Source organism: Amycolatopsis sp. WGS_07 (genome assembly GCF_045278895.1).
Taxonomy (GTDB): Bacteria; Actinomycetota; Actinomycetes; order Mycobacteriales; family Pseudonocardiaceae; genus Amycolatopsis.
This window is the reverse complement of record NZ_CP136053.1, coordinates 1,690,398-1,711,678: the sequence shown is the minus strand read 5'-3', so window position 1 is coordinate 1,711,678 and position 21,281 is coordinate 1,690,398. Positions and strand designations below refer to the sequence as shown.

Below are 21,281 nucleotides of genomic sequence, written 5' to 3'. Positions count from 1 at the left end.
CCCGCAAAATCATCTCCAGCATGTGCAGTAAATGCTCCTGGAGATCAAACGGCGCCGCCTCGCTCTCGATCCACGCGCTGAGCGTTCCGAAATACGACGTGGCCAGTAGCAGCCCAGCCTGAGCCGGATCGATGTCCGCCCGGATTTCCCCGCCTCCTGCGCCCGGGTGACGAACGCGGCGAACTGGCGGGCCAGTTCCGGATTGCCGAACACGTTGGTGGAGTGGATCGCCGCGCCCATGCAGGCGACGGTTTCGGCCCGGGAGTCGATGCTGTTGCGGGCCAGTTCGATCAGGTACCGGCTGAGCATGTCGCGCAGCGGGCGGTCCTCCAGGTGCTCGGCGCGCACCGCGGTCATCGCGCGTTCCCTGCGGCGCAGGCTCCATTCGTCGAGGAACGCGGTCTTGCGCTGGAAGTGGTTGAACACGGTGGCGCGCGCGGTGTCGGCGCGTTCGGCGATGTCCTCCATCGTGGTGTTGTCGTAGCCGCGTTCCACGAACAGCTCCACGGCCGCCTGGAACAGCCGGTCCCGGCGTTCGTGCCGCTGCCTGGTCCGCCGATCGCCCGTCGCTTCTGCTGTCATGACTCGCAGTCAACCATCATTTCTCCCCGGCGCCTGCCGAATGGGGGCCCTTGACGTTGGTGCCTTCTCGGGCATAGCTTACCTTCTTGTTGGACTCAAGTCCAAAGTCAGACTCCAGTACAAGGAGGCGGCGATGCGTCTGGTCACCTATGAATCCGCGGGGACGGCCCGGCTCGGGGTCCTGCACGGCGAGGCCGTGGTGGATCCGGCTCGGGTCTTGCGTGCGGAGAATCGAGGGGCTGCCCCGCCGACCGAGATGGTCGCGTTCTTCGAGGGCGGGGCGGAGGCGCGGGGCCTGGCTGAGCAGGCGCTTCTGCTGGCCGACGCCGCGGCCGACCGGGGTGATGCGCTGGTCGACGACGGTCATCCGGCAGTGCTTCCGCGCGATGAGGTCCGGCTGCTCGCACCGGTGCCGAGGCCGCGCCGGATTCGCGACTATCTGACCTACAACCAGCACGCCACGGGCTCTGGCCTCGAGGTTCCGCCTGCTTTCGCGGCGATGCCGATCTGCTATCAGGGCAACGCCGAGACGGTCATCGGGCCGGATGAGCCGTTGCTGTGGCCGTCCTACACCGCGCAGCTCGACTTCGAACTCGAACTCGGCTTCTTCACCTCCGGCGGCGGGAAAAACCTGACCCCGGCCGAGGCTGCCGGACGCATTGCCGGCGTCACGATTTTCAACGACGTCAGCGCCCGCGACATCCAGATGTTCGAGATGAGCATGACCATCGGGCCGTCCAAGGGGAAAAGCTTCTGCACCGCGATGGGGCCGTGCGTGGTGACCATGGACGAGGTCGACGAGTGGGAAGTGCGGATGTCGGCCACGGTCAACGGCGAAACGTGGGCGTCCGGGTCCACAAAGGACCGGCAGTTCTCGTTCGCCGAGGTGCTCGCGTGGGCGTCGCTGGACGAACCGGTGTATCCGGGGGAGTTCTTCGCGCTCGGCACCGTCGGCGGGGGTTGCGGCCTGGAGCTGGACCGTTGGATCCAGCCGGGCGACGTCGTGGAACTCGCCGCTTCCGGGGTCGGCGTGCTGCGAAACCCGGTGGGACAGCGGCAGATCGCACCCGAAGGTGCGGGACTGGCTTCATATCAGGGTGCACCCGAGGTGCACATTCCTAGGAGGTAAGTGGTGAGTTTTCCGCGCACACCCAAGGATGTTCCCTATACCAAAGGACATCACCGGATCACCGAACACTGCTCGACCTGGCTGGTCCCGGACGGAACCTGGGGGTGGAGCAATGCCGGGCTGATCGCCGGCCGCGGCGAATCCCTCTTGGTCGACACGCTCTTCGACGTGCCGATGACCCGGGAAATGCTGACCGAGCTTCAAGGGACCACAGTAGACAGTCCAATCAAGACGGTGGTGAACACGCACGCGAACGGAGACCACTGGTTCGGCAACGAACTGGTCGCCGACGCTTCCATCATCGCTTCCGAAGCGACGGCGGAAGAGATGCGCACCAACGGTCCCGACCTCATGCGCGGCGTGCTGCATCAGGAAGGCCCGCTGGGTCGCTTCGCCCAGCACATCCTGAGCCCGTTCGACTTCGACTCCATCACCGCGACCCCGGCGACCCGCACCTTCGCCGAGCAGCTGAAGCTCGACATCGGCGGCGTCGCGGTGGAAGTGCGTTGCCTTGGCCCCGCGCACACCGAGGGCGACAGCGTCGTGCTGGTCCCCGACGAGGGCGTGCTGTACGCGGGTGACCTGCTGTTCATCGGCGGCACCCCGATCACCTGGGCGGGCCCGGTGTCGAACTGGATCGCCGCCTGCGACGCGATGCTGGCGATGGACGCGGAGTTCGTCGTCCCCGGCCATGGCCCGGTCACCGACGCCGACGGCATCCGCGCGGTCCGCGATTACCTGGAGTTCGTGCAAGTCGAGGCTGCCGACCGGCACCGCCGGGGCATGACCTCGGAGGAAGCGATGCGGGACATCTCGCTCGGCCGGTTCGCCGACCTGGACGAACGGGGCCGCCTCGCGCAGAACGTGCTCGCCGTCTACTACGAACTCGACCCGGAGATGGAGCGAGTGGACACGCGGGAGGTGTTCCGCCGGATCGCCGAGCTGGAAGGGTTCGCGTGAGCCGCTAGCCCGCCACGGTCAGGATCCCGAGCACGAGCAGTACCAGCACCTTCACGGTTTCCGTTGCGATGTAAAGGAAATGCGCGCGCGACCGGGGCAGCTCCGTGCCTTCCGGAGCGGCGAGGACGCGGTCCGTCCGCCGGTTCAACGCCGGACGGACCGCCCCCAGCTGCCCGATCAGCACCACCACGGCCACCGCCGCCAGCACCGTCACCGCGGTAGCCGGTCGCCCGACGACCACGGTGACCACCACCCCGGCCGCGAGCAGAACCTCGGCGATGTTCAAGGCCCGGAACACCAGCCGTCCGATGCCGAGGCCGATCGGGATGGTGACCCCCGGCGCGCGGAACTTCAGCGGGGCTTCCAGGAACGAGATGGCGAGCACCATCCCGAACCAGACGAAGGTGAAGGCACCGATCAGAGCATTACCTTGCACAGCGCGGAAAACCTCGATTCCGGTGTTCGATCCGCCGCTGCCAGGCTACTCCGGCTACCAGGTGACCGGCAGCCGCACCGGACCGTGGATCGACGCGTCGTCCGGCAGCTCCACCTCGGCGAACGGCACCGCGAGCCGCAGGTCCGGGAACCGCGCGAACAGCCGGAACAGCGCGATCCGCATCTCGACCCGCGCCAGCTGCTGCCCGAGGCACTGGTGCACCCCGTGGCCGAAACCGAGCTGCCCGGTCGCCTTGCGCGTGACGTCCAGCTCGTCCGGGTTCGGGAACTTCTCCGGATCCCGGTTCGCGACCGGCAGCGACATGGCGATCGAGTCGCCCGCCTTGATCGCCACGCCGCCGATTTCGACGTCCTCCAGCGCGGTGCGGATCGGGCCGATGTGGATCACGCTGAGGTAGCGCATCAGCTCCTCGACCGCGCCCGCGGTGAGGTCCGGATCGGCCTTGAACTTCGCCAGCTGCTCCGGGTTCTCCAGCAGCGCCAGCGTGCCGAGCGCGATCATGTTGCGGGTCGTCTCGAATCCGGCGACCAGCAGCATCATGCCGATGTTGGCCAGTTCCTCGTCGGTCAGCTCGCCGCCGCGGACCAGATCAGACAGCAGATCGTCGCTCGGGTTCGCCCGTTTCTCCTCGACCTGCTCGGCGATGAACGCGACGACGCCCTGTCCCGCGTCGATCCGGTCCTCCATCGCGGCGTCCTTGGCGAACATGACGGCGGCGTGCCGGCCGAACTCGTCACGCCGTTCCCAAGGCGCGCCGAGCAGTTCGCAGATCACCATTGCCGGAACCGGCCGCGCAAACGCTTCCACCAGGTCAATCGGGCCACCCGCGGCGGCCATCGCGTCGAGGTGGTGATCGACGATCTCGGCGACCCGGTCCTCCAGCTTGCGCATCCGCTGCACGGTGAACGCCCCGGTGAGCAGCTTGCGGTAGCGGTGGTGGTCCGGGTCGTCCATCCCGCTGAACATCCCCGGCTCGGCCGGCTTCGGCGGCGGCATCGGGCCGAGGTCGATCGGGACCCTCGCCAGTTCCGCTCGCGCGGACATCCGCTTGTCCGCGAGAACCGCCCGCACCTCCTGGTACCCGGTGACAAACCAGCCCTGCGTGCCGTCCGGATACGTCATCGGCACCACGGGTTCTTCCGTGCGCTGGGCCGGTGCCGGATCGAACGGGCACGCGCCCCTTTCGAGCGGGAGTCCTGCCTGACGGGTCATCGTCGCTCCTTCCCCTCTGAGTAGTTCAGAAGGTACAAGTATTTCACAAAATTGTGAAGAGAATGTCGGAGCTGAAAGCGATCTGGGCAGGGATTCACTGGCCTGGGCTAGTGCTAGCACTGCTAGACAATCGAGCGGCAGCAGTGCTAGCGTCGAACTTGTCGCTAGCACTGCTAGTTATCCAGGTGATGAGAGGAAGTTCCGGAAATGGCCAAGCTGCAGAGTCTCGACCCGCGCACGCCGATGTTCGCTCAGTTCAAGGAAAAGACCGGATCCATCGTCCTTGCCAACACCTTCTTCGTGCCGGAGGAGCAGACCGAAGCGTTCCTGGCTCTCTTCCGGAAGCAGGCCGACTTCATGAAGGCTCAGCCGGGGTTTGTGTCCCTGCGGATGCACCGGGGTACGGCGGGCAGCCAGCTGCTGATGAACGTCGCGGTCTGGGAATCGACCGAAGCGCTCGCCGCGGCGTTGGGCAATCCGGAGTTTCAGCGGGTGGCGGCCGAGTTTCCCGACGACATCGTGTCGTACCCGCACATCTTCGAGGAGATCGCGGTCTAGCGCGCGGTCTCCGCGGCGTCGAGGGCGGGAACGAGCGGTTCGAGCGTCTGTCGCAGGAGGTCCGGCAGTGAACCGGACACCACGACCAGGCCGTTGCCCGCCGGTTGCGTCCACTGCTCCAGCGCGACCCGGACCGCCGCCGCGACGGAGGCGGCCAGGACGCGCGCGGTCTGCGGATTCCCGATCCGGGCGGCGATCGCTTCCCGCAGCGGATCTTCCAGTGCGGCCGGGGCGTCGAGGAAAGCCGTGCGCAGCCCGGGATTCGTGGTGATCAGCAGCAGGGTGTCGCGGCTCTGTTCGCCGGGATCCGTGTACTGCTCCGCGATCGCGTCGAGGATCGCCTCGGCCAGCCGGGTGTCCGGGGTGCGTGCGGCGACGGCGGCGGCGATCCGGTTCTCGCGGTCCGCGGTGACCGCCGCGACGATCGCCTCCTCGCGGCTGGAGAAGTAGTTGTTGTAGGTCCGCGGCGAGACGCCGGCCGCCTCGGCGATGTCGTCGACGCGCACGTTCGCCGGGCCGTGTTCGATCGCCAGTCGCAGCGCCGCTTCGCGCAGTGCGACGCGGGTGGCCTGCTTCTTCCGTTCGCGCAATCCGGTCACGCGGTCAGTCTCGCAGTCTTTGTGCGCATACGCAAACTTGCGTGCACGCAAGTTTTCTGCGTAAGGTGGGCGGCGTCCCCGACCGAGAGGAATCCGCCATGCGTGGCAAGGGAATGACGTACGAGACCGGGTTCGTCCGAAATGGACGGTCATCGCGGGAGAGCTTCGAACCGGAGGTGGTGAAGCGGGAGCTGGCGATCATCCGCGACGACCTGCACTGCACCGCGGTGCAGATCGTCGGCGGCGATCCGGAGCGGCTGGAACAGGCCGCGCGGTGGGCGGCCGAACTGGGGCTGGAGGTGTGGTTCTCGCCGTATCCGCTGGAGTTGACCCACGACGAGATCCTCGCCCTCTTCGCCGACTGCGCCACCCGCGCGGAGCGGCTGCGCGCCACCGGGGCGAACGTCGTGTTCGTGACCGGCGTCGAGTTGAGCGTGATGAACCACGGCTTCCTGCCCGGCGCGGACGTCACCGAACGCGTCGGTTTGCTGCTCTCCGAACCGGAAGGCCGCGCCGAGCGGCTGGCCGCGGTGGTCAAGGAACTCGACTCGTTTCTCGACACCGCGGTCCGGGTCGTGCGCGCGCGGTTCCACGGCAAGATCACCTACGCGTGCATCCAGTTCGAGCAGGTCGACTGGAGCCGGTTCGACTTCGTGACGGTGGAACTCATCCGCTCCGCCGAGGTCGCCGACATCTTCCAGGAAGGCGTACGAACGCTGGTGGCGCAAGGGAAACCGGTCGCGATCACCGGATTCGGCACGGCGACCTGGCGCGGTTCCGGCGACGTCGCGCCGCGGAGCATGGAAATCGTCGAGTACGACAAGGAAACCGGCGAGCCACTCCGTATCGACGGCGAGTACGAGCGGGACGAAGCCGGGCAGGCCGCGTACCTGCGCGAACTGCTGGAGATCTTCGACGCGGAAGGCGTGGACAGCGCGTTCGTGTTCCTGTTCGCGCTCTACAACTACCCGGACGATCTTGACCTGGCGAGCTTCGGGCTGGTGAAGGTGCTGGAGGGCCGTTCGGGCACCGCGTACCCGGGGCTGAACTGGGAACCGAAGGAAGCGTTCACCGCGGTCGCCGAGCAGTACGCGAAGTCTTGACGCGGCGGGGTCCGGACGGGTGAGATCCGGACATGTCGACGAAGACGAGCGCGCTGGGCAACCGGGTCATGGCCAAGGCGGCGGCGCGGATCATGCCGCTGCTGATGCTGCTGTACTTCGTCAACTACCTGGACCGGGTCAACATCGGGTTCGCCGGTCCGAACGGGATGAACAAGGAACTCGGCCTCACCGCGACCGCCTTCGGGCTCGCGTCCGGGATCTTCTTCATCGGCTACCTGATCCTCGAGGTGCCGAGCAATCTCGCGCTGCACCGCTTCGGCGCGCGTCGCTGGATCGCGCGGATCATGCTCACCTGGGGCGCGGTGGCCGTCGCGATGGCCTTCGTGCCGAACACCGCGACGCTGGTGGTGCTGCGGTTCCTGCTCGGCGTCGCCGAGGCGGGGTTCTTCCCCGGCATCATTTTGTATCTGACGTACTGGTTCCCGGCGGCGCAGCGGGCGAAGGCGGTCGCACTGTTCATGTGCGCGGTGCCGGTGTCGAGCGCGATCGGCTCGACCGTCTCCAGCCTGCTGATCACCGGCGGGCATGGCGTGTTCGGGCTGTCCGGCTGGCGGTTCATGTTCCTGGTGGAGGGCGTTCCGGCGATCCTGCTGGCGGTCGTCACGTGGTTCTGCCTGAGCGACCGGCCGGAAACCGCGAAGTGGCTGTCGGCGGAGGAACGCGACTGGCTCACCAGCGAACTCGACGCCGAACGCCGCGCCACCGAAGCCGAACACCACTGGCCGCTGCGGAAAGCGCTCACGCACCCGCGGATCCTCGGGCTGGCCTTCGTGTACTTCGCGGTCGTCTACGGCCTGTACGCGCTTGGCTTCTTCCTGCCGACGATCATCGCCGGGTTCGGCGAGGAGTTCGGCACGAAACTGACCGTGCTGCAGGCGGGTTTGGTGAACGCGATCCCGTACGTCGTGGGGGCGCTGGTGATGGTCCCGTGGGCGCGGCACGGCGACCGGACCGGGGAACGGAAGTGGCACGTCGCACTGCCGATGCTCGTCGGCGGCGCGGCGATCCCGGTCGCGCTGTATCTCGGAAACCCTTACGCCACCATGACCGCGGTGACGATCTGCGCGATGGGCGTGTGCGCGGCGCTGCCGACGTTCTGGGCGCTGCCGTCGAACTTCCTGTCCGGCACGGCGGCTGCGGGCGGGATCGCGTTGATCAACGCACTGGGCAACTTGAGCGGGTTCGTCGCGCCGTATGTGACGGGCTGGCTGCGCGATCTGACCGGTACACAACGGACCGGTCTGTGGGTGGTCGGCGCGTGCATGGTGGCGGGAGCCGTGGTCGCGGTGCTGCTGGGAGCGAAGCCGCGCGCGTCCCGCCGGTGATTACGAGGCGCGGCGCACCCGGTCAGTCAGCACCTGTACTTCGGTCTCGAACAGCGTGTCGGCGTCGAGGCCCATCGCGGTGAAGCCGCCGCCGATCTCCAAGCTGACAAAGCCGTGCAGCCGCGACCACAACGCGACCGCCAGCTGGTGGTTCTCGGTGTTCGCGGACCGGGCTTCGAGCACTTCCTCGTTCTGGTACGCGGCCGGCTTTTCCGCGGCGGAATCGGGGTGGTGCAGCACTCCCAGCACCACGCCCATCAGCGACCGGGCCGCTTCGGCGAGTGGTTTGGCGTGCGCGTCGTACCCCGGAAACGGTGCCTTGAACAGCAGTTCGTACCGATGCGGTTCTTCCCGGGCCCAGGCCCGGTACGCGGCGGCCAGCAGCCGGATCCGTGCTTCCGCGTCGGGCGCTTCGGTGTCGAGAGCGTCCGCCATGGCTTCGCGGAGGTCGTTGTACGCGTCGATGACGAGGACGGTCAGCAGCTCGTCGCGGCTGGAGAAGTAGCGGTACAGCGCCGGTCCGGATACCCCGAGCTGCTTGGCGATCGCGTTGATGGAGATCGCTTGCGCGCCGCCGGCCGCGAGCTGGTCGAGCGCGGCGGATTTGACCTCCTCGCGGACCTGCTCGCGGAACCGCTCGCGCATCGGCTTGCGGGTGCCTGCTGCGGGCATCCCCACCTCCTTGACGACGCCCGACGGTAACATGGCCGATCGTTCGGAAGACCTTCTAACTGTTCACCCGCGTCTCGAAGGCCTGCTCGACGTCGTCGCGCTCGACGGCCGGACCAGGCACTTCCACCGGTCCCGCGGTCGCGATGCCGTTGAGAAAATGCGCGATCTGGCGTCTCGCCAGGTGGGCCCAGTCGAGGACGGACGCCTTCGGCTGGGTGAGCAGGGTGCTGAACGCGATGAGGTCGGTGGCGTTGACCGGGCCGCGGATGCTGCCGTCCGCGCGGCCGGTCGCGAGGAAGAAGTCGAGCCGCCGGTAAATCGACTTCCGGGCCGCCACGGCTTCCGGGGTGACGAGCGGGGGAGCGCCGTGCAGCGGCAGCACCAGCTGGTCGGCGATCTCGACGGTGCCTTCGAGGTAGCGGGCGACCGCGTCGAGGCCGGTGCCGTCGTCGCTGGCCTCGATCTGGTCGAGGAGGCTGTTGAGCAGGCCGTACGCGCGGTGCTCCAACGCCTGCAGCAGCGCGTCCCGGTCGGGGTAGCTGCGGTAGAGCGTGCCGATGCCGAGGCTGGCCTCGGCCGCGATCGTGGCCAGCGGAACGTGCCGGCCCTCCCGGAGCATCGCCGCGGCGGCCGCGGCGAGCAGACGTTCGCGGTTGGCCTCCGCGTCCTTGCGGACCTTGCGCGGACGGGACATCGGTTCTCCTCGCGGTGCCTGGACACTGTCCGTCAGACTAGGCTAGTCTGAATAAGCGGACGAAATGTTCCGGATTTCTGCCACGGTGTCCGCGCTCGGATTTCGTTGCCTCGCAGGGAGAATCGATGACCGCTCTTCCCCCGGACGATCCGGGCCGCCAGCTCACCGTCGCCCGCCCGGACGACGCCGAGCACCTCGCGCTGGCCGGCGACCTCTACTCGATCCTGGTCTCCGGCGACCAGACCGACGGCCGCTACTGCCTCATCGACATGCGGGTCCCGCCCGGCGGCGGCCCGCCGCCGCACCGGCACGACTTCGAGGAAATGTTCACCCTGCTCGAAGGCGAGCTGCGATTCACCTTCCGCGGCGAGGAAACAGTCGTGCACGCCGGCGAAACGGTGAACATCCCGGCCAACGCGCCGCACTTCTTCCGCAACCTCTCCGACCGGCCCGCCCGGATGTACTGCATGTGCACCCCGGCCGGGCAGGAGGAATTGTTCCGGCAGGTCGCGGATCCGGTGCCGAGCATCGATTCGACGCCGCCGCAGCTGACCGACGCGGAGAAGGCCGAGCGAGACCAGCGGGCACAGGCGCTCGCGGCGAAGTATCACACCGAGCTTTTGTGACTGGCGCGGTGCTCGCTCGGTCGGATGCCGCGCCGTCGCTTGAAGGCTACGCTGAGCGCGAAAGCGTTGGCGTAGCCTACTTTCCGGGCGATAGTGTCCACTGTGTACTCAGTGGTGCGTAGTAGCTCGGCGGCCACTGAGATACGCCAGCCGGTCAGGTAGGCCATGGGCGGTTCGCCAACCTGCGTGGTGAACCGCCGGGTGAGCGCCGCCCTCGACACTCCCGCCTCCGCCGCCAGTTCCGCGACTGTCCAGGCACGGGCGGGGTTCTCGTGCATGCGTTTCAGTGCGGCGCTCACCACGGGATCGGTCGGTACCGGCGTGGTGCCGAACCAGGTGCGCAGTGCGGAAACCAGCATCAAGTCCAGCATCCGGTCAAGGATCTGCTGTTGTCCTGGCTGGTCTTTCCCGACTTCGTCGGCGAACGCCTCGGCCGGCGGGTGCGGGCTGCAGGCCGGTACGACCAGTACCTCCGGCAGCGCCCGCAGCAACCGTCCGCTGGGCTCTTCGCGGCTTTCGAACGCTCCGCTGAGCAGCACGGCGGCGTTCTCGTCCGGATCTCCGCAGGTGCGACCGGCGGTGGGCGGCGGGCAGTAGTCGGCGGCGGTGACGGTGTGCGCTGGTTTGGCGGCTGGATCGTCGGCCACCACGTACGGCACGTCGCCGCGGACGATCGCGACGTCCTCCGCGCCGACCCGGACCGGCTCGAAACCGTTGGGCACGATCCACGCTTCTCCGCGCAGCATCCGGGCCAGGGTCAGCGTCCCGGTGGCGACCCGCAAGGCCCACGGCGACGGCATGACCGTCTGGCGGAAGACCGCGCCGCGCGCCCGGACGTCCGCGAGCAATTCCGCTACCGCGTCCACCCGGCCAGCGTATCCGCACAGACATCGACGCGAGCTTCTCAACCATGTCCCGGCCGTTGTTCGGCCAGTTGACTGGCCGCATGGCTGAACATCCGATCCTGGTCACCGGCGCGACCGGCAAGTCCGGCCGTCGCGTCGTCTCCCGGCTGCGCGCCGCCGGGCATCCCGTCCGCGCGGCCGCCCGCTCCGGCGAACACCCCTTCGACTGGACCGACGCCAGCACCTGGGACGCCGCGCTGGAGGGCGTCCGCGCGGCTTACCTCGTGCAACTCGACGGCACCAATCTCGTGCGGCCTTTCGTTGAGCAGGCTCGCAAGCACGGCGTGCGGCGGATAGTGCTGGCCTCTGGACGCGGCATCGACGACCCGGGTTACGTCCGCGACCGCACCGGAATGCGCGACGGTATCGCGGACAGCGAGGCGGCCGTGCGGGAAAGCGGTCTGGAGTGGACGATCAGCCGCCCTGGCTGGTTCGCGCAGAACTTCAACGAGGGATTTTTCGCCGACGCCATCGCTGCTGGCGAGTTGCGGCTGCCCGCGGGCGACGGCGCGGCGACCTTTGTGGATGCTGAAGACATTGCCTCGGTGGTCGTCGCCGCGCTGACCGAAGACGGCCACGCGGGCCAGAGCTATGAACTTTCCGGCCCGCGCGCCGTGTCGCTGGATGAAGCGGTCACCACGATTTCCGCGGTAACCGGCCGCGAGATCCGTTACGTTCCACTGTCTATCGAGGACTACATCGCGGAATTGGTTGACCAAGGCCTGCCGCGGGTGGAAGCCGAGATCTTCGCCGACGTCATCGAACCGCTCCGCGAAGGCCGCGACGCGCACGTTTCCGACGGTGTTCAACGCGCGCTCGGCCGTCCGCCGCGCAGCTTCGCCGAGTTCGCCGAAACCGCCGTGTGGCCCGGAAAAGTCGGTTGACCAGGCTGGCAAAGTGGAGTCACGTGAGTGATGACGTGAACCACCTCCTCCGCGCTGCCAGCCTGGCGACCCCGATGGCCTTGCGAGTCGCGGTCACCCTGGGTTTGCCCGACCGGCTGCGCGCCCCCGGCACCGTCGACGACGTCGCCGCCGAACTGGACCTCTCGCCGATCGCGCTCGACGTCCTGCTCGGCCACCTGGTCACTCTCGGCGTGGTCGAACGCGCCGGCGACAGCTACCTGACCACCGCATACGGCGCGAATCTCTGTGCGGACAACGAAAACGGCCTCGCCAACCTCCTGCACCTGGACCGCGCCGCCGGTCGCGCCGAACTCGCGTTCGTCGAGCTGGCGCACAGCGTCCGGACGGGCGAGGCGGCCTACTCCCGCCGGTATGGCAAGGATTTCTGGACTGATCTGTCCGAGCAACCGCATCTGCGGCAGTCCTTCGACCGGCAGATGATCACTCGCTTCCGCACGGAGATACCACAGGTGCTCGCCGGAATCGACTGGTCTGCCTTCGACACGGTGGTCGACGTCGGCGGCGGCCGGGGAGATTTGCTCGCCGCGATTCTCGAAGCGAATCCGAAATTGCGTGCCCAGCTAATCGACCTCGAACCAACCGCGACCGAAGCCCGTGCCGCCTTCGCTTCCCGCGGACTCGCCGACCGGGTGACGGTGCACGGCGGCAGCTTCTTCGATCCGCTCCCGTCCGGCGCGGATGCCTATGTGCTGGTAGACATCCTGCACAACTGGGACGACGCGAACGCCCGCCGCGTCCTGGAGCGGTGCGCGGAGGCGGCGGGCTCGTCCGGTCGGATTCTTGCCATTGAAGCCGTCAGCGGTATTCACGCGCGCACCGAAATGGACCTGGTCATGCTGGTCCATTTCGGCGGCCGGGAGCGGCGCGTGGAGGAATTCCGCACGCTGGCCGAGTCGGCGGGTTTGAAGCTGGAATCGGCGGCCCCGTTGACCGATCAGCGCGGCCTGCTGGAATTCCGGGTCGCTTAACTCGGCGAGCGGCCGAGCAACGCGACCAGCCGGTCCAACGGCGGCGCATCCTCGGCGACCGGCACCGGCGGTGCGAACGGACTCCGCTCCGGCGGAAGATCACCGAGTTTCGCCGCGCTGAACCCGATTTCCCGCTCCGCGACGTCATCCGCGAAGCTCGGTTCCTGCCCAGTGGCGCGGGCGAGGTCCCAGCCGTGCACGAGTTCCTCGACGATCCGCAGATGCACCGCGGCGATCCCCGGAACCCTCCCGGCTGGGACCTCGACCACCCGTTCCAGCACCCCCGGCTGCCGGAATGCCGCGAGCAACCTGACCACCGCTTCCCGATAAGCAGCGACCGGATCGTCACCGAGTGCGTCGGCAGTGCGCGGGTCCAGCGAGCCACCCGCCTCGCCACGCAGGACGCCGGTGAACAGCCGGTGTCCGAGGACCAGATGGTTCACCAGTTCGCGGACAGTCCACTCCGGGCACGGCGTCGGCGCGTCCCAGTGCGACACGCCAGCGACCAGCGCACTGGTGGAATCGAGGACAGCAGCCAGGTCGTCGACAGGGTTCATCGTTTCGCCTTTCTCACGGGTCACCGATAGAGACACCGCCCGCCCCGGAAACGGAACGGTGGCAGGATGCGGAAGGTGGCCCAGGACATCCTCGACCGTGCTCGCGCCGGAGACGCGCACGCCTTCCGCGAGCTGGTCGAGCCGTATCGGCACGAGCTGCAGGTGCACTGTTACCGCCTCCTCGGCTCCCTCACCGACGCCGAAGACTTGCTGCAAGAGACGCTCCTCGCCGCCTGGCGCGGCCTGGACGGTTACGCCGGCCGAGCCTCGGTGCGCGCCTGGCTGTACCGCATCGCCACCAACCGCTGCCTCAACGCGCTGCGCGACGCCGGCCGCCGCATCCCCGCCGAACCGTCGCCGCCGTTCACCCCGACCGAGCCCAGCCGTCGCACCGAGGTGACCTGGCTGCAGCCCGCACCAGACCCCGCCGTCCACTACGGTGCCAAGGAAACCTTCGAGCTGGCGTTCGTCGCCGCGCTGCAGAAACTCCCACCGCGCCAGGCCGCCGTCCTCGTGCTCCGGGACGTCCTCGACTACTCCACCGCCGAGGTCGCGGACCTGCTGGACACCAGCGCCACCGCGGTCAAGGGCGCTCTGCAACGCGCCCGGGCCCAGCTGAGGCAAACCGTCGAACCCGCTCCGCCGGCACCACGGGAACGAGAGATTGCGCAACGCTTCGCGGACGCGTTCAGCGAGGGAGACGTCGACGGCGTGGTCGCGCTCCTGACCGACGACGGCTGGCTCGCCATGCCGCCCGCACCACACGAATACGTCGGCCGGGAAGCGGTCGCCGCGTTCCTCACGATGTTCAGCGAATGGCGCGGCACCCGCCGGTTCCGGCTGCTCCCAACGCGGGCCAACACCCATCCGGCCTTCGCCTGCTACCTCACCGAACCTGGCGGAACTACCGCGCGCCCCGCCGGAATCCTCGTGCTGGCACCGTGGGGAGACCGGATCCGCACCGTCACCTGGTTCCTCGAACCCGAGCTGTTCCCCCGCTTCGACCTGCCCCCGGAGGTGACATGCTGACCACCCTGGCGATTCAGAACTACCGCTCGCTGCGCGACCTGGTGCTGCCGTTGTCGCAGCTCACCGTGATCGTCGGGGCGAATGGCACCGGCAAATCCAGCCTGTACCGCGCGCTGCGGCTGCTTGCCGACGCCGGCCGCAACGGCGCGGTCGCCGCCCTCGCCGGGGAAGGCGGCCTGCCGTCGACGCTGTGGGCCGGCCCGGAGACCATCGGCCGGTCCGTGCGCGAAGGCCGGACCCCGGTGCAACCGTTGCAGCGGACCAAACCCATCGGCCTGCGACTCGGCTACTCCGGCGACGAATTCGGCTACGCACTGGACTTCGGCCTGCCCGTCCCCGTTCGCGCAAAACCTCCGACCGCCTTCAACCTCGACCCGGAATACAAACGCGAATGCGTCTGGCACGGCCCGGTCCTGCGCCCGTCCGCGCTGCTGGCCGACCGCTCCGGCACGAGGGTCCGCATCCGCGACGAGTCCGGCCTGTGGGCCGAGAGCGGCCACTCGATCGCCCTGACCGACAGCATGCTGAGCGAGTTCGCCGACCCGCGCCTGTGCCCGGAACTGCTGATCGTGCGCGACCGAGTCCGCGCCTGGCGGTTCTACGACCACTTCCGCACCGACGCCGACGCGCCCGCGAGGCAAAGCCGCATCGGCACCCGCACGTGGGCCCTCGACCACGACGGCGGCGACCTGGCCGCGGCCCTGCGCACCATCCAGGAATCCATCGACGCCGACGCCCTGACCACCGCGATCGACGACGCCTTCCCCCGCTCGTCGGTCGAAGTCACCACCACCGACGGCCGCTTCGACCTCCGCTTCCACCAGCACGGCCTGCTCCGCCCGCTGAGCGCGACCGAACTCTCCGACGGCACCCTGCGCTACCTGCTGTGGGCCGCCGCCCTCCTCAGCCCGCGCCCGCCGGAGCTGCTGGTCCTGAACGAACCGGAAACGAGCCTGCACCCAGACCTCCTGCCGGCGCTGGCCGCGCTGATCACCGCCGCGGCGAAGAAGACGCAACTGCTGGTGGTGTCGCATTCACAGCTGCTGGTGCGCTTCCTGGAGGACGCCTCAGTACTGGAACTGGAAAAGGAATTCGGCGCGACGGTGGTGGCCGGGCAGGGGCGGCTTGACCAGCCTTCGTGGCATTGGCCGAAGCGGTGAAATCTGGCAGGATGGCCGGTATGAAGATCAGAAAGGGCCATGCCGCGTAGACCCCCGGCACGGTTGCGGTTCCGCGAGCCGGACTACGTCCAGGCCAAGCCGCCGCACGCGCAAGTTCCGCGCGTTTCCTCCTCGGCACTGCGGGCAATCGCGCAGTACGAACGCGCCCATCTCTACCTCGGTGGAATCGCCGAAGCGCTCGCCGCGTGGAACCGCTTCGTCCACGCGTCCTACCGGCAACTGGACCGGCACACGGAGCACGGCGACGATGACGGCCCGACGGATGACCCGGAAGTCGCGCGAATCCGGCTCGGGTGGGCGTTGAATGGCTTGCCGCGTAAGGCCGCGCGGGAGTTGCGTGCGCAGGTGCGGCCACTGGACGAGAGGTATCTGGCTCGGTCGATTCCGGCACCGGAGGTCGCGCATCTTCGGGCGCTGCTTTAGCTTTTCGCGCGTTGTCCGTGCGCCAGTTGCTCGGTGATGGCCTTCGCGCCGAGGCGGCGAGGCCGCGTTCGAGAGCGATACCTGGCTCGGTCGATTCCCGCGCCGGAAGCCGCGCACCTCCGGGCGCTGCTCTAACGCTTCGCCCGCTGTCCCTCCGCCAGCTGCGGTGTCCTCCGGCGTTTGGGCGCTGACTCCGGCCGCCGTGCCCGAGTCGTTTTCGCCGATGTCCGCACCGGTCGGTACGGCTCCGGCACCGGCAACCGCAGGATCCGGCCGATCTTGCCCGGGCCAAGATGGTTCAAATCCGCCACCGCCGCCGGTTCGTGACGGGCGCAGCTGGCGAGTACGCCGAACAGGAACATCGTCACGATCAGCGACGTCCCGCCGTACGACACCAGTGGCAGCGTGACCCCGGTGACCGGCAGCGCGTTCACGACGTACCCGATGTTCACCGCCGCCTGTGCCACCAGCAGCACGGTGATCGTCGCGGCGACGATGCGGATCCACGGGTCGAGGTTGCGCGTCGCGATGCGCAGGCCGACCAGCGCGAGCCCGGCGAACAGCAGCAGCACCACCGCGCAGCCCAGGAACCCGAGTTCCTCGCCGATCAGCGCGAAAATGAAGTCGTTCTGCACGTTCGGCAGGTACTTCCACTTCGACGCGCCCTGTCCGAGCCCGACGCCGAACAACCCGCCCTCGGCGAGCGCGTACTGCGCCTGCACCGCCTGATATCCGGCGCCGGAGGTGTCCGCGTCGGGGGAGAGGAACGACAACACGCGCGCGAGCCGGTAGTCCGCGACCAGCGCGAGCACCACAAAACCGGCCACGCCGCCGGCCAGCAGCGCGCCGAAAAGCCGTCCGGGCGCGCCGGAGAACCACAGCAGGGACAGCAGCACGATGCCGAGCGAGATCGTCCCGCTGAGGTTCGGCTGCGCCATCACCAGTGCGAAGATCAGCAGCGCGACCGGCACCAACGGCACCAGCAGGTGCCGCCAGTGGTGCAGCAGCCGGGCCTTCACCACGAGAATGTGCGCGCCCCACAACGTCAACGCGACTTTCGCGACCTCGACCGGCTGCAGCGTCAGCGGACCGAGCGCGAACCATCGCTGCGCGCCGTTCACCTTCGCGCCGAGCGGGGTGAGCACCAGCGCGAGCAGCCCCAGCGTGACGAGCATCAGCATCGGCGAGAGGGATCTGATCCGGCGCAACGGAATCCGCAGCCCGGCCCACAACGCGACCAGGCCGATGAGGACGAAAATGACGTGCTTCTGGAAGGTGCTGTACACGCCGCCGGGCTGTGCCGACGACGCCGACAGCACCATGATCACCCCGAGCAGGGTGAGCAGACCGCACAGCGCGAGCACGAGGTGGAACGACGCCAGCGGCCGGGACAGCCAGCCGACGATCGCGACCGGAACCCGGCTTCGTCTGTTCCGTGTCTTACTCACTCGCGCACCCGCCGTCCGCCGAATTGTTCGGCGCCGGAAAGAACGCGCCGGGCCGATTGTGCCTTATCCGCCCCGAGCGGACATTAAGGCGCGCGGGCCGTCCGCTGAAGTTATTTCACACAAGGGATTCCGCCTCCGCCCAAGACCGGCGGCGACGCGGGGGTGCTGCTGGTTTCGTGTGTCATCGGCGTCACGTAGGCGGCGGGGCTCGGCTCCGGGGCGTCGCTGAGCAGTTGCGCGACCGTTGACTGGATTTGCGCGGTATTGACGAAGTTGACGTCTTCGCCCGACGGGTTCTTGCCGAAATGGTCAACGGGAAGAGTCACGAAACGGACATTGCCGCCGGTCAAGCTGGTCGCCTGTTTCGCGAGCGCGAGCAGGTCCAGTGAACTGTCGACCGCGGTGTTCTGTTTCGCGACGTCCAGAATTCCCTGGAGTTTCGTCGGATCGGTGAAGGCCCCGCCCTGTTTGAGCTGGTAAGCCAGCGAAGAGATGAACGCCTGTTGCCTGCGTTCGCGGTCGAGGTCGGTGAAGTTGAGTTTCGGGTGCACGTAATCCCGGCGCTGCCGGACGAAAGCGACGGCCTGCTCGGCGGAGATCTCCTGTTGGCCAGCGTGGAAGTTCGCGCCCGAGTAACTGTCCTGAGTGTCCTCGTTGAGACACACCGTGATCGGCTGGACGACCTGCGCGATCTCCAGGAACGCCACCAGGGTGACCTCGACGAAATGGTCGATCGGGACATTGCCGAGGAATTTTCGCACGGTGTCGATTTCCGCCCGGCGGCCCGCGTCCCGCGCCTGTTGTTCGCGCTGGGATTTGGTGACGTTCTGCGAAACGAGCTGTTTGGCCTTTTCGTCGAACGCCAGCCCGTAGGCCTGCTTGATCTTGCCCTTGCACACGTTGTCCGGACAGCCCGCGAGCGGAACGTAATCGTCGCGCGGAATCGAGATCGACGTTGCCTTGCCGCCGTTGCCGGGGACGTGCAGCAGCATCAGCACATTGGCGTTGTAGCCGCCGTCCTGCTGATCCCCGGCGTGCAGCGAATTGTAGATGTCCTTCGGCAGCGGATTGCCGTTCTCGTCGAGCCGTGAATCGAGGCCCATGATGAGGATGTTGGTGTCGCCGCCGCTGGAGGTCGATTCCCCGTCGAGCACGTCGGAGACCTGTAAACCGGACACGACGCCGTGGTAGGCCGCCCAGCCGTAGCCGGTCAGCGAGAGCGTCAACGCGGCCGCGAGGGCCAGCGCGACCCGGCCGGTGATCCGTCGCCGCCGGGCCGCGGCACGGGCTGCGACAGCGCGCGCCGCCGCGGCTCGGGACGCGGCGGCACGTCTGTCATGGGGGTAGGTCATCGGACCTTCCTGTGCCGGGGCGTCATGGTTTCCCACTGTTGTGCACACTCCCTGTGTGCACGCTGAGAAGTAATCTCACGCAGAGTTAACCTAACGCCAGCTGGATGAGCTTCGCGATGACGAGGGCCATCGCCAGGAGCAGATACGTGCGCAGCGCGGTCAGCCCGATCTTGCGCCCGGTCGACATCTCCGGCGGCGGCAAGTACGGCAGCGGCGGCATTCGCCACTCCGCGCGCCCGGTGCGATCGATCGGCGCGCTGCTTCGACGGCGGCGAAGCAGCGCGTACCCAGCTGTGAGGACGCCGATCGCTCCACTGATCGCCATGATCAGGAAGATCTGGTCCGCGCTGATGTCCGGGAACAGCACCGCCGCGGTGAGGATCACTGACAGCACCACCAGCACCCCGACGACCACGGAGGTGAACAGGTTGGTGAGCCGTCCGTTGACCCACGGTCCGAGCACCGCTTTGTCGTTGCACAGCAGCAACAGGAACACCGTCGCCGACGGCAACAGCACCCCGGCGAGCGTCTGCACCCCCGTGGTGAGCAGGCCGAGCGGCGAGCCCGGGATGAGCACAATGGTGGCCGACAGCGCGACGAGACCGGCGTACACCGCGTAGAAGCCCTTCGCGTGCCGCGCCCCACGGTGCAGCGAGTGTTTCATCCCGAAGACGTCACCGATCGCGTACGCGCTCGAAAGCGACACAGCGAAGGCCCCGACGATCGACGCGTCCAGCAGTGCCACGGCGAACAGCGCGCTCGCCGTACGTCCCGCGTAAGCCTCGATGCCGTTCGTGACGCCAGCTGTGTCGGTGAACGACGTGCCGGTCCCTGCGAAGGCTGCCGAAGCGATCCCCATGATCGCGGCCGCGCCGATCGTCACCACGACCAGCCCGATCCACAGGTCTGCCTTCTCGTAACGCATGAACCGCGGCGTGATGCGCTTGTCGATCACGTAGGACTGCTGGAAGAACAGTTGCCACGGCGCGACCGTGGTGCCGACGATCGCGATGATCAGCAGCATCAGCTCAGCCATCCCGCCAGGCCCCGCTGGCATGGTCGGCACTAGGCCGCCGAGCATGCCAGCCGACGCTGGGTGCGCGAACACGTACACCGGAATCAGCGTCAGCGAACCGAGGCAGAAGAAGATCGCGATCCGCTCGAACCGCCGGAAGCTGCCGGTGAACGCGGCTCCGATGATGACGGCCGCGGCCAGCACCACCGACGGCACCGTCGGCAGGCTGAGGTAGCGCGTCGCCATCGTGCTGCCGATGAACTCGGTGACCAGGGTCAGCGCGTTGAGCAGGAACAGGTCGATCACCGAGAACGCGCCCCAGAACCGGCCGAAGCGTTCGAGGATCAGCCGGGCGTGCCCGACGCCGGTGACCGCGCCGAGGCGCAGCACCATTTCCTGGTTCACGTAAAGCACGGGCACGAGCAGCAGCAGGGTCCACAGCAGTTTCGGGCCGTAGTTCTGCCCGGCCTGGCCGTAGGTCGCGAACGCGCCGGCGTCGTTGTCGCCGACCAGCACGATCAACCCCGGCCCGACGATCGCGAGCAGGGTCTTGAGCTTGGCGCTGAGGCCGGTCCGCGGCGCGGAATCGCCCGCTTCGATGGTGCCGAGCGCGCCGCGGATGTCGCCGACGTGCTCCTCGTCGAGGACCGCGGTGGTGCGCCGGTCGATGCGGACGGTGGTGTCGGTGGCCATGACGAACACTCCTCTCGGCCGTCGTGCTGGGCCGATCGGGGCACCCCGGATTAACCGGGGATGCCGGAAAGCGGGGACGATCCGGGTTCAGGAGGCGTACTTCGCCCCGGGCTCGTATCGCGCATCGCCCTCACCTCCCCGCGTTTTCCAGGCACCAGAAGCACTCAACGCCACTCGCCGGATAACTGTCAAGCAGTTGTACAAGTGTTGTAGTTATCAGTGTGACTCAGGTCACTATCGAGGCCATGTCGAGAACGCTGTCCGGGCTCCGTCTCCGCAGTACCTGGCCGCACCAAGCGAAGGAGACCGAGATGGAACCGCAGCGGATCGCCAGAAGTCCTGAACCGCCCGCTCAGCCAAGAGCTGCTCGCCCGCGACCTGACCCGGCTGGCCTACGTCGCGAAGGACGGCACGCCGCGCAGCATCCCGATTTCGTTCAGCTGGAACGGCGCCGAGGTCGTCATGTGCACCACGAAAAACTCGGCGAAACTGGCGGCGTTGCGGGCGAATCCGATGGTCGCGCTCACCATCGACACCGAGGTGCACCCGCCGAAGATCCTGCTCATCCGCGGTCGCGCCGAGCTGGACTACGTCGACGGGATTCCGGACGAATACCTTGAGATGAACGGTTCCTACGAGATCACGCCGGAGCAGCGGGTCGAATGGGAGGCCGAAATCCGCTCCCTCTACGCCGACGGCATGGTCCGCATCGTCGTCACGCCGACCTGGGCGAAACTCATCGATTTCGAAACGACGCTGCCGTCCGCGGTCGAGGAGCTGGTGCAGCGCCGGGCTCAAGCGGAATCAGCCCAGGCGAACGCCTGATCCACTAGACTGCCCCGTCTT

The 21,281-nt window shown here is 67.9% G+C and carries 23 protein-coding genes; 12 read left to right on the top strand and 11 right to left on the bottom strand.

Annotated elements, in window-relative coordinates:
- Positions 1–9 precede the first annotated feature (9 nt).
- A complete protein-coding gene (locus RPX00_RS07810) occupies positions 10–582 on the bottom strand; it encodes a TetR/AcrR family transcriptional regulator (protein ID WP_406638791.1) in 573 nt (190 codons plus the stop codon).
- Between the two features lie 133 nt (positions 583–715).
- Here RPX00_RS07810 and RPX00_RS07805 point away from each other — a divergent pair, with 133 nt between their 5' ends.
- The gene (locus RPX00_RS07805) at positions 716–1,711 is read left to right on the top strand and encodes a fumarylacetoacetate hydrolase family protein (RefSeq protein ID WP_406638790.1); all 996 of its coding nucleotides are present in this window, start codon (positions 716–718) and stop codon (positions 1,709–1,711) included.
- Positions 1,712–1,714: 3 nt separating this feature from the next.
- Positions 1,715–2,671 carry an MBL fold metallo-hydrolase gene (locus RPX00_RS07800; RefSeq protein ID WP_406638789.1) on the top strand — a complete coding sequence of 319 codons (957 nt, stop codon included), beginning with the start codon at positions 1,715–1,717 and terminating at the stop codon, positions 2,669–2,671.
- Positions 2,672–2,675: 4 nt separating this feature from the next.
- Here the strand turns inward: RPX00_RS07800 and RPX00_RS07795 are convergent, their stop codons facing one another.
- Both RPX00_RS07795 and RPX00_RS07790 read right to left on the bottom strand, forming a co-directional pair.
- The gene (locus RPX00_RS07795) at positions 2,676–3,059 is read right to left on the bottom strand and encodes a hypothetical protein (RefSeq protein WP_406642822.1); all 384 of its coding nucleotides are present in this window, start codon (positions 3,057–3,059) and stop codon (positions 2,676–2,678) included.
- A gap of 102 nt (positions 3,060–3,161) precedes the next feature.
- A complete protein-coding gene (locus RPX00_RS07790) occupies positions 3,162–4,340 on the bottom strand; it encodes a cytochrome P450 (RefSeq protein WP_406638788.1) in 1,179 nt (392 codons plus the stop codon).
- 207 nt (positions 4,341–4,547) lie between these two features.
- Here RPX00_RS07790 and RPX00_RS07785 point away from each other — a divergent pair, with 207 nt between their 5' ends.
- Entirely contained in the window at positions 4,548–4,898 is a 351-nt protein-coding gene (locus tag RPX00_RS07785) for an antibiotic biosynthesis monooxygenase family protein (RefSeq protein WP_406638787.1), read from the top strand.
- Here the strand turns inward: RPX00_RS07785 and RPX00_RS07780 are convergent.
- Complete coding sequence (locus RPX00_RS07780; RefSeq protein WP_406638786.1) at positions 4,895–5,497, bottom strand: TetR/AcrR family transcriptional regulator; 603 nt, start codon at positions 5,495–5,497, stop codon at positions 4,895–4,897. The genes RPX00_RS07785 and RPX00_RS07780 overlap by 4 nt on opposite strands.
- 98 nt (positions 5,498–5,595) lie before the next feature.
- Here RPX00_RS07780 and RPX00_RS07775 point away from each other — a divergent pair, with 98 nt between their 5' ends.
- The gene (locus RPX00_RS07775) at positions 5,596–6,600 is read left to right on the top strand and encodes a hypothetical protein (RefSeq protein ID WP_406638785.1); all 1,005 of its coding nucleotides are present in this window, start codon (positions 5,596–5,598) and stop codon (positions 6,598–6,600) included.
- Between the two features lie 32 nt (positions 6,601–6,632).
- Positions 6,633–7,946, top strand: coding sequence for an MFS transporter (locus tag RPX00_RS07770; RefSeq protein WP_406638784.1), 1,314 nt, complete (start codon positions 6,633–6,635; stop codon positions 7,944–7,946).
- Here the strand turns inward: RPX00_RS07770 and RPX00_RS07765 are convergent, their stop codons facing one another.
- Together RPX00_RS07765 and RPX00_RS07760 are read right to left on the bottom strand one after the other, a co-directional pair.
- Entirely contained in the window at positions 7,947–8,618 is a 672-nt protein-coding gene (locus RPX00_RS07765; RefSeq protein ID WP_406638783.1) for a TetR/AcrR family transcriptional regulator, read from the bottom strand.
- 55 nt (positions 8,619–8,673) lie between these two features.
- Positions 8,674–9,312: a TetR/AcrR family transcriptional regulator gene (locus RPX00_RS07760; RefSeq protein WP_406638782.1), complete on the bottom strand. Its 639-nt coding sequence runs from the start codon at positions 9,310–9,312 to the stop codon at positions 8,674–8,676.
- A 125-nt stretch (positions 9,313–9,437) separates the two neighbouring features.
- On the opposite strand from RPX00_RS07760, the gene RPX00_RS07755 reads away from it, so the two are divergent.
- The gene (locus RPX00_RS07755; protein ID WP_406638781.1) at positions 9,438–9,938 is read left to right on the top strand and encodes a cupin domain-containing protein; all 501 of its coding nucleotides are present in this window, start codon (positions 9,438–9,440) and stop codon (positions 9,936–9,938) included.
- On the opposite strand, the gene RPX00_RS07750 is transcribed toward RPX00_RS07755, so the two are convergent.
- A complete protein-coding gene (locus tag RPX00_RS07750) occupies positions 9,920–10,804 on the bottom strand; it encodes an AraC family transcriptional regulator (RefSeq protein WP_406638780.1) in 885 nt (294 codons plus the stop codon). The two genes, RPX00_RS07755 and RPX00_RS07750, sit on opposite strands and share 19 nt — an antisense overlap.
- Positions 10,805–10,884: 80 nt before the next feature.
- Between RPX00_RS07750 and RPX00_RS07745 the strand changes: the two genes are divergently transcribed.
- Positions 10,885–11,727, top strand: coding sequence for an SDR family oxidoreductase (locus tag RPX00_RS07745; RefSeq protein ID WP_406638779.1), 843 nt, complete (start codon positions 10,885–10,887; stop codon positions 11,725–11,727).
- Positions 11,728–11,750: 23 nt separating this feature from the next.
- Positions 11,751–12,737, top strand: a complete 987-nt coding sequence (locus tag RPX00_RS07740; protein ID WP_406638778.1) for a methyltransferase — start codon at positions 11,751–11,753, stop codon at positions 12,735–12,737.
- Here the strand turns inward: RPX00_RS07740 and RPX00_RS07735 are convergent.
- Positions 12,734–13,294, bottom strand: a complete 561-nt coding sequence (locus tag RPX00_RS07735) for a TIGR03086 family metal-binding protein (RefSeq protein WP_406638777.1) — start codon at positions 13,292–13,294, stop codon at positions 12,734–12,736. The two genes, RPX00_RS07740 and RPX00_RS07735, sit on opposite strands and share 4 nt — an antisense overlap.
- Positions 13,295–13,360: 66 nt before the next feature.
- On the opposite strand from RPX00_RS07735, the gene RPX00_RS07730 reads away from it, so the two are divergent.
- Genes RPX00_RS07730 through RPX00_RS07720 form a run of 3 tightly spaced genes read left to right on the top strand, consistent with a single transcriptional unit; the run spans position 13,361 to position 15,927 of the window.
- On the top strand, positions 13,361–14,323 hold the full coding sequence (locus RPX00_RS07730) for an RNA polymerase subunit sigma-70 (protein ID WP_406638776.1): 963 nt from the start codon (positions 13,361–13,363) through the stop codon (positions 14,321–14,323).
- Positions 14,317–15,483 carry an AAA family ATPase gene (locus RPX00_RS07725; RefSeq protein ID WP_406638775.1) on the top strand — a complete coding sequence of 389 codons (1,167 nt, stop codon included), beginning with the start codon at positions 14,317–14,319 and terminating at the stop codon, positions 15,481–15,483. Before RPX00_RS07730 ends, RPX00_RS07725 begins: the two co-directional genes overlap by 7 nt.
- Positions 15,484–15,522: 39 nt before the next feature.
- A complete protein-coding gene (locus RPX00_RS07720) occupies positions 15,523–15,927 on the top strand; it encodes a hypothetical protein (RefSeq protein WP_406638774.1) in 405 nt (134 codons plus the stop codon).
- Between the two features lie 131 nt (positions 15,928–16,058).
- Here RPX00_RS07720 and ftsW read toward each other — a convergent pair whose 3' ends face one another.
- The 3 genes from ftsW to RPX00_RS07705 all read right to left on the bottom strand — a co-directional run bounded on the left by ftsW (position 16,059) and on the right by RPX00_RS07705 (position 20,435).
- Positions 16,059–17,375 carry a putative lipid II flippase FtsW gene (ftsW, locus tag RPX00_RS07715; protein WP_406638773.1) on the bottom strand — a complete coding sequence of 439 codons (1,317 nt, stop codon included), beginning with the start codon at positions 17,373–17,375 and terminating at the stop codon, positions 16,059–16,061.
- Between the two features lie 110 nt (positions 17,376–17,485).
- Positions 17,486–18,727: an LCP family protein gene (locus RPX00_RS07710; protein WP_406638772.1), complete on the bottom strand. Its 1,242-nt coding sequence runs from the start codon at positions 18,725–18,727 to the stop codon at positions 17,486–17,488.
- Between the two features lie 85 nt (positions 18,728–18,812).
- Positions 18,813–20,435: an NRAMP family divalent metal transporter gene (locus tag RPX00_RS07705; RefSeq protein WP_406638771.1), complete on the bottom strand. Its 1,623-nt coding sequence runs from the start codon at positions 20,433–20,435 to the stop codon at positions 18,813–18,815.
- Positions 20,436–20,774: 339 nt separating this feature from the next.
- Here RPX00_RS07705 and RPX00_RS07700 point away from each other — a divergent pair, with 339 nt between their 5' ends.
- Positions 20,775–21,260 (top strand): pyridoxamine 5'-phosphate oxidase family protein, encoded by a 486-nt coding sequence (locus RPX00_RS07700; RefSeq protein WP_406642820.1) that lies wholly within the window; start codon positions 20,775–20,777, stop codon positions 21,258–21,260.
- Positions 21,261–21,281 lie beyond the last annotated feature (21 nt).

Bases quoted from the DNA above. Each gene is read 5' to 3' on its own strand.
- RPX00_RS07720 (WP_406638774.1), top strand. From the start codon at position 15,523: ATGCCGCGTAGACCCCCGGCACGGTTGCGGTTCCGCGAGCCGGACTAC.
- RPX00_RS07735 (WP_406638777.1), bottom strand. From the start codon at position 13,294: ATGAACCCTGTCGACGACCTGGCTGCTGTCCTCGATTCCACCAGTGCG.
- RPX00_RS07765 (WP_406638783.1), bottom strand. From the start codon at position 8,618: ATGCCCGCAGCAGGCACCCGCAAGCCGATGCGCGAGCGGTTCCGCGAG.
- RPX00_RS07730 (WP_406638776.1), top strand. From the start codon at position 13,361: ATGCGGAAGGTGGCCCAGGACATCCTCGACCGTGCTCGCGCCGGAGAC.
- RPX00_RS07805 (WP_406638790.1), top strand. From the start codon at position 716: ATGCGTCTGGTCACCTATGAATCCGCGGGGACGGCCCGGCTCGGGGTC.
- RPX00_RS07770 (WP_406638784.1), top strand. From the start codon at position 6,633: ATGTCGACGAAGACGAGCGCGCTGGGCAACCGGGTCATGGCCAAGGCG.
- RPX00_RS07760 (WP_406638782.1), bottom strand. From the start codon at position 9,312: ATGTCCCGTCCGCGCAAGGTCCGCAAGGACGCGGAGGCCAACCGCGAA.
- RPX00_RS07710 (WP_406638772.1), bottom strand. From the start codon at position 18,727: ATGACCTACCCCCATGACAGACGTGCCGCCGCGTCCCGAGCCGCGGCG.
- RPX00_RS07810 (WP_406638791.1), bottom strand. From the start codon at position 582: ATGACAGCAGAAGCGACGGGCGATCGGCGGACCAGGCAGCGGCACGAA.
- RPX00_RS07755 (WP_406638781.1), top strand. From the start codon at position 9,438: ATGACCGCTCTTCCCCCGGACGATCCGGGCCGCCAGCTCACCGTCGCC.
- RPX00_RS07705 (WP_406638771.1), bottom strand. From the start codon at position 20,435: ATGGCCACCGACACCACCGTCCGCATCGACCGGCGCACCACCGCGGTC.
- RPX00_RS07745 (WP_406638779.1), top strand. From the start codon at position 10,885: ATGGCTGAACATCCGATCCTGGTCACCGGCGCGACCGGCAAGTCCGGC.
- RPX00_RS07725 (WP_406638775.1), top strand. From the start codon at position 14,317: ATGCTGACCACCCTGGCGATTCAGAACTACCGCTCGCTGCGCGACCTG.
- RPX00_RS07785 (WP_406638787.1), top strand. From the start codon at position 4,548: ATGGCCAAGCTGCAGAGTCTCGACCCGCGCACGCCGATGTTCGCTCAG.
- RPX00_RS07790 (WP_406638788.1), bottom strand. From the start codon at position 4,340: ATGACCCGTCAGGCAGGACTCCCGCTCGAAAGGGGCGCGTGCCCGTTC.
- RPX00_RS07775 (WP_406638785.1), top strand. From the start codon at position 5,596: ATGCGTGGCAAGGGAATGACGTACGAGACCGGGTTCGTCCGAAATGGA.
- RPX00_RS07795 (WP_406642822.1), bottom strand. From the start codon at position 3,059: ATGGTGCTCGCCATCTCGTTCCTGGAAGCCCCGCTGAAGTTCCGCGCG.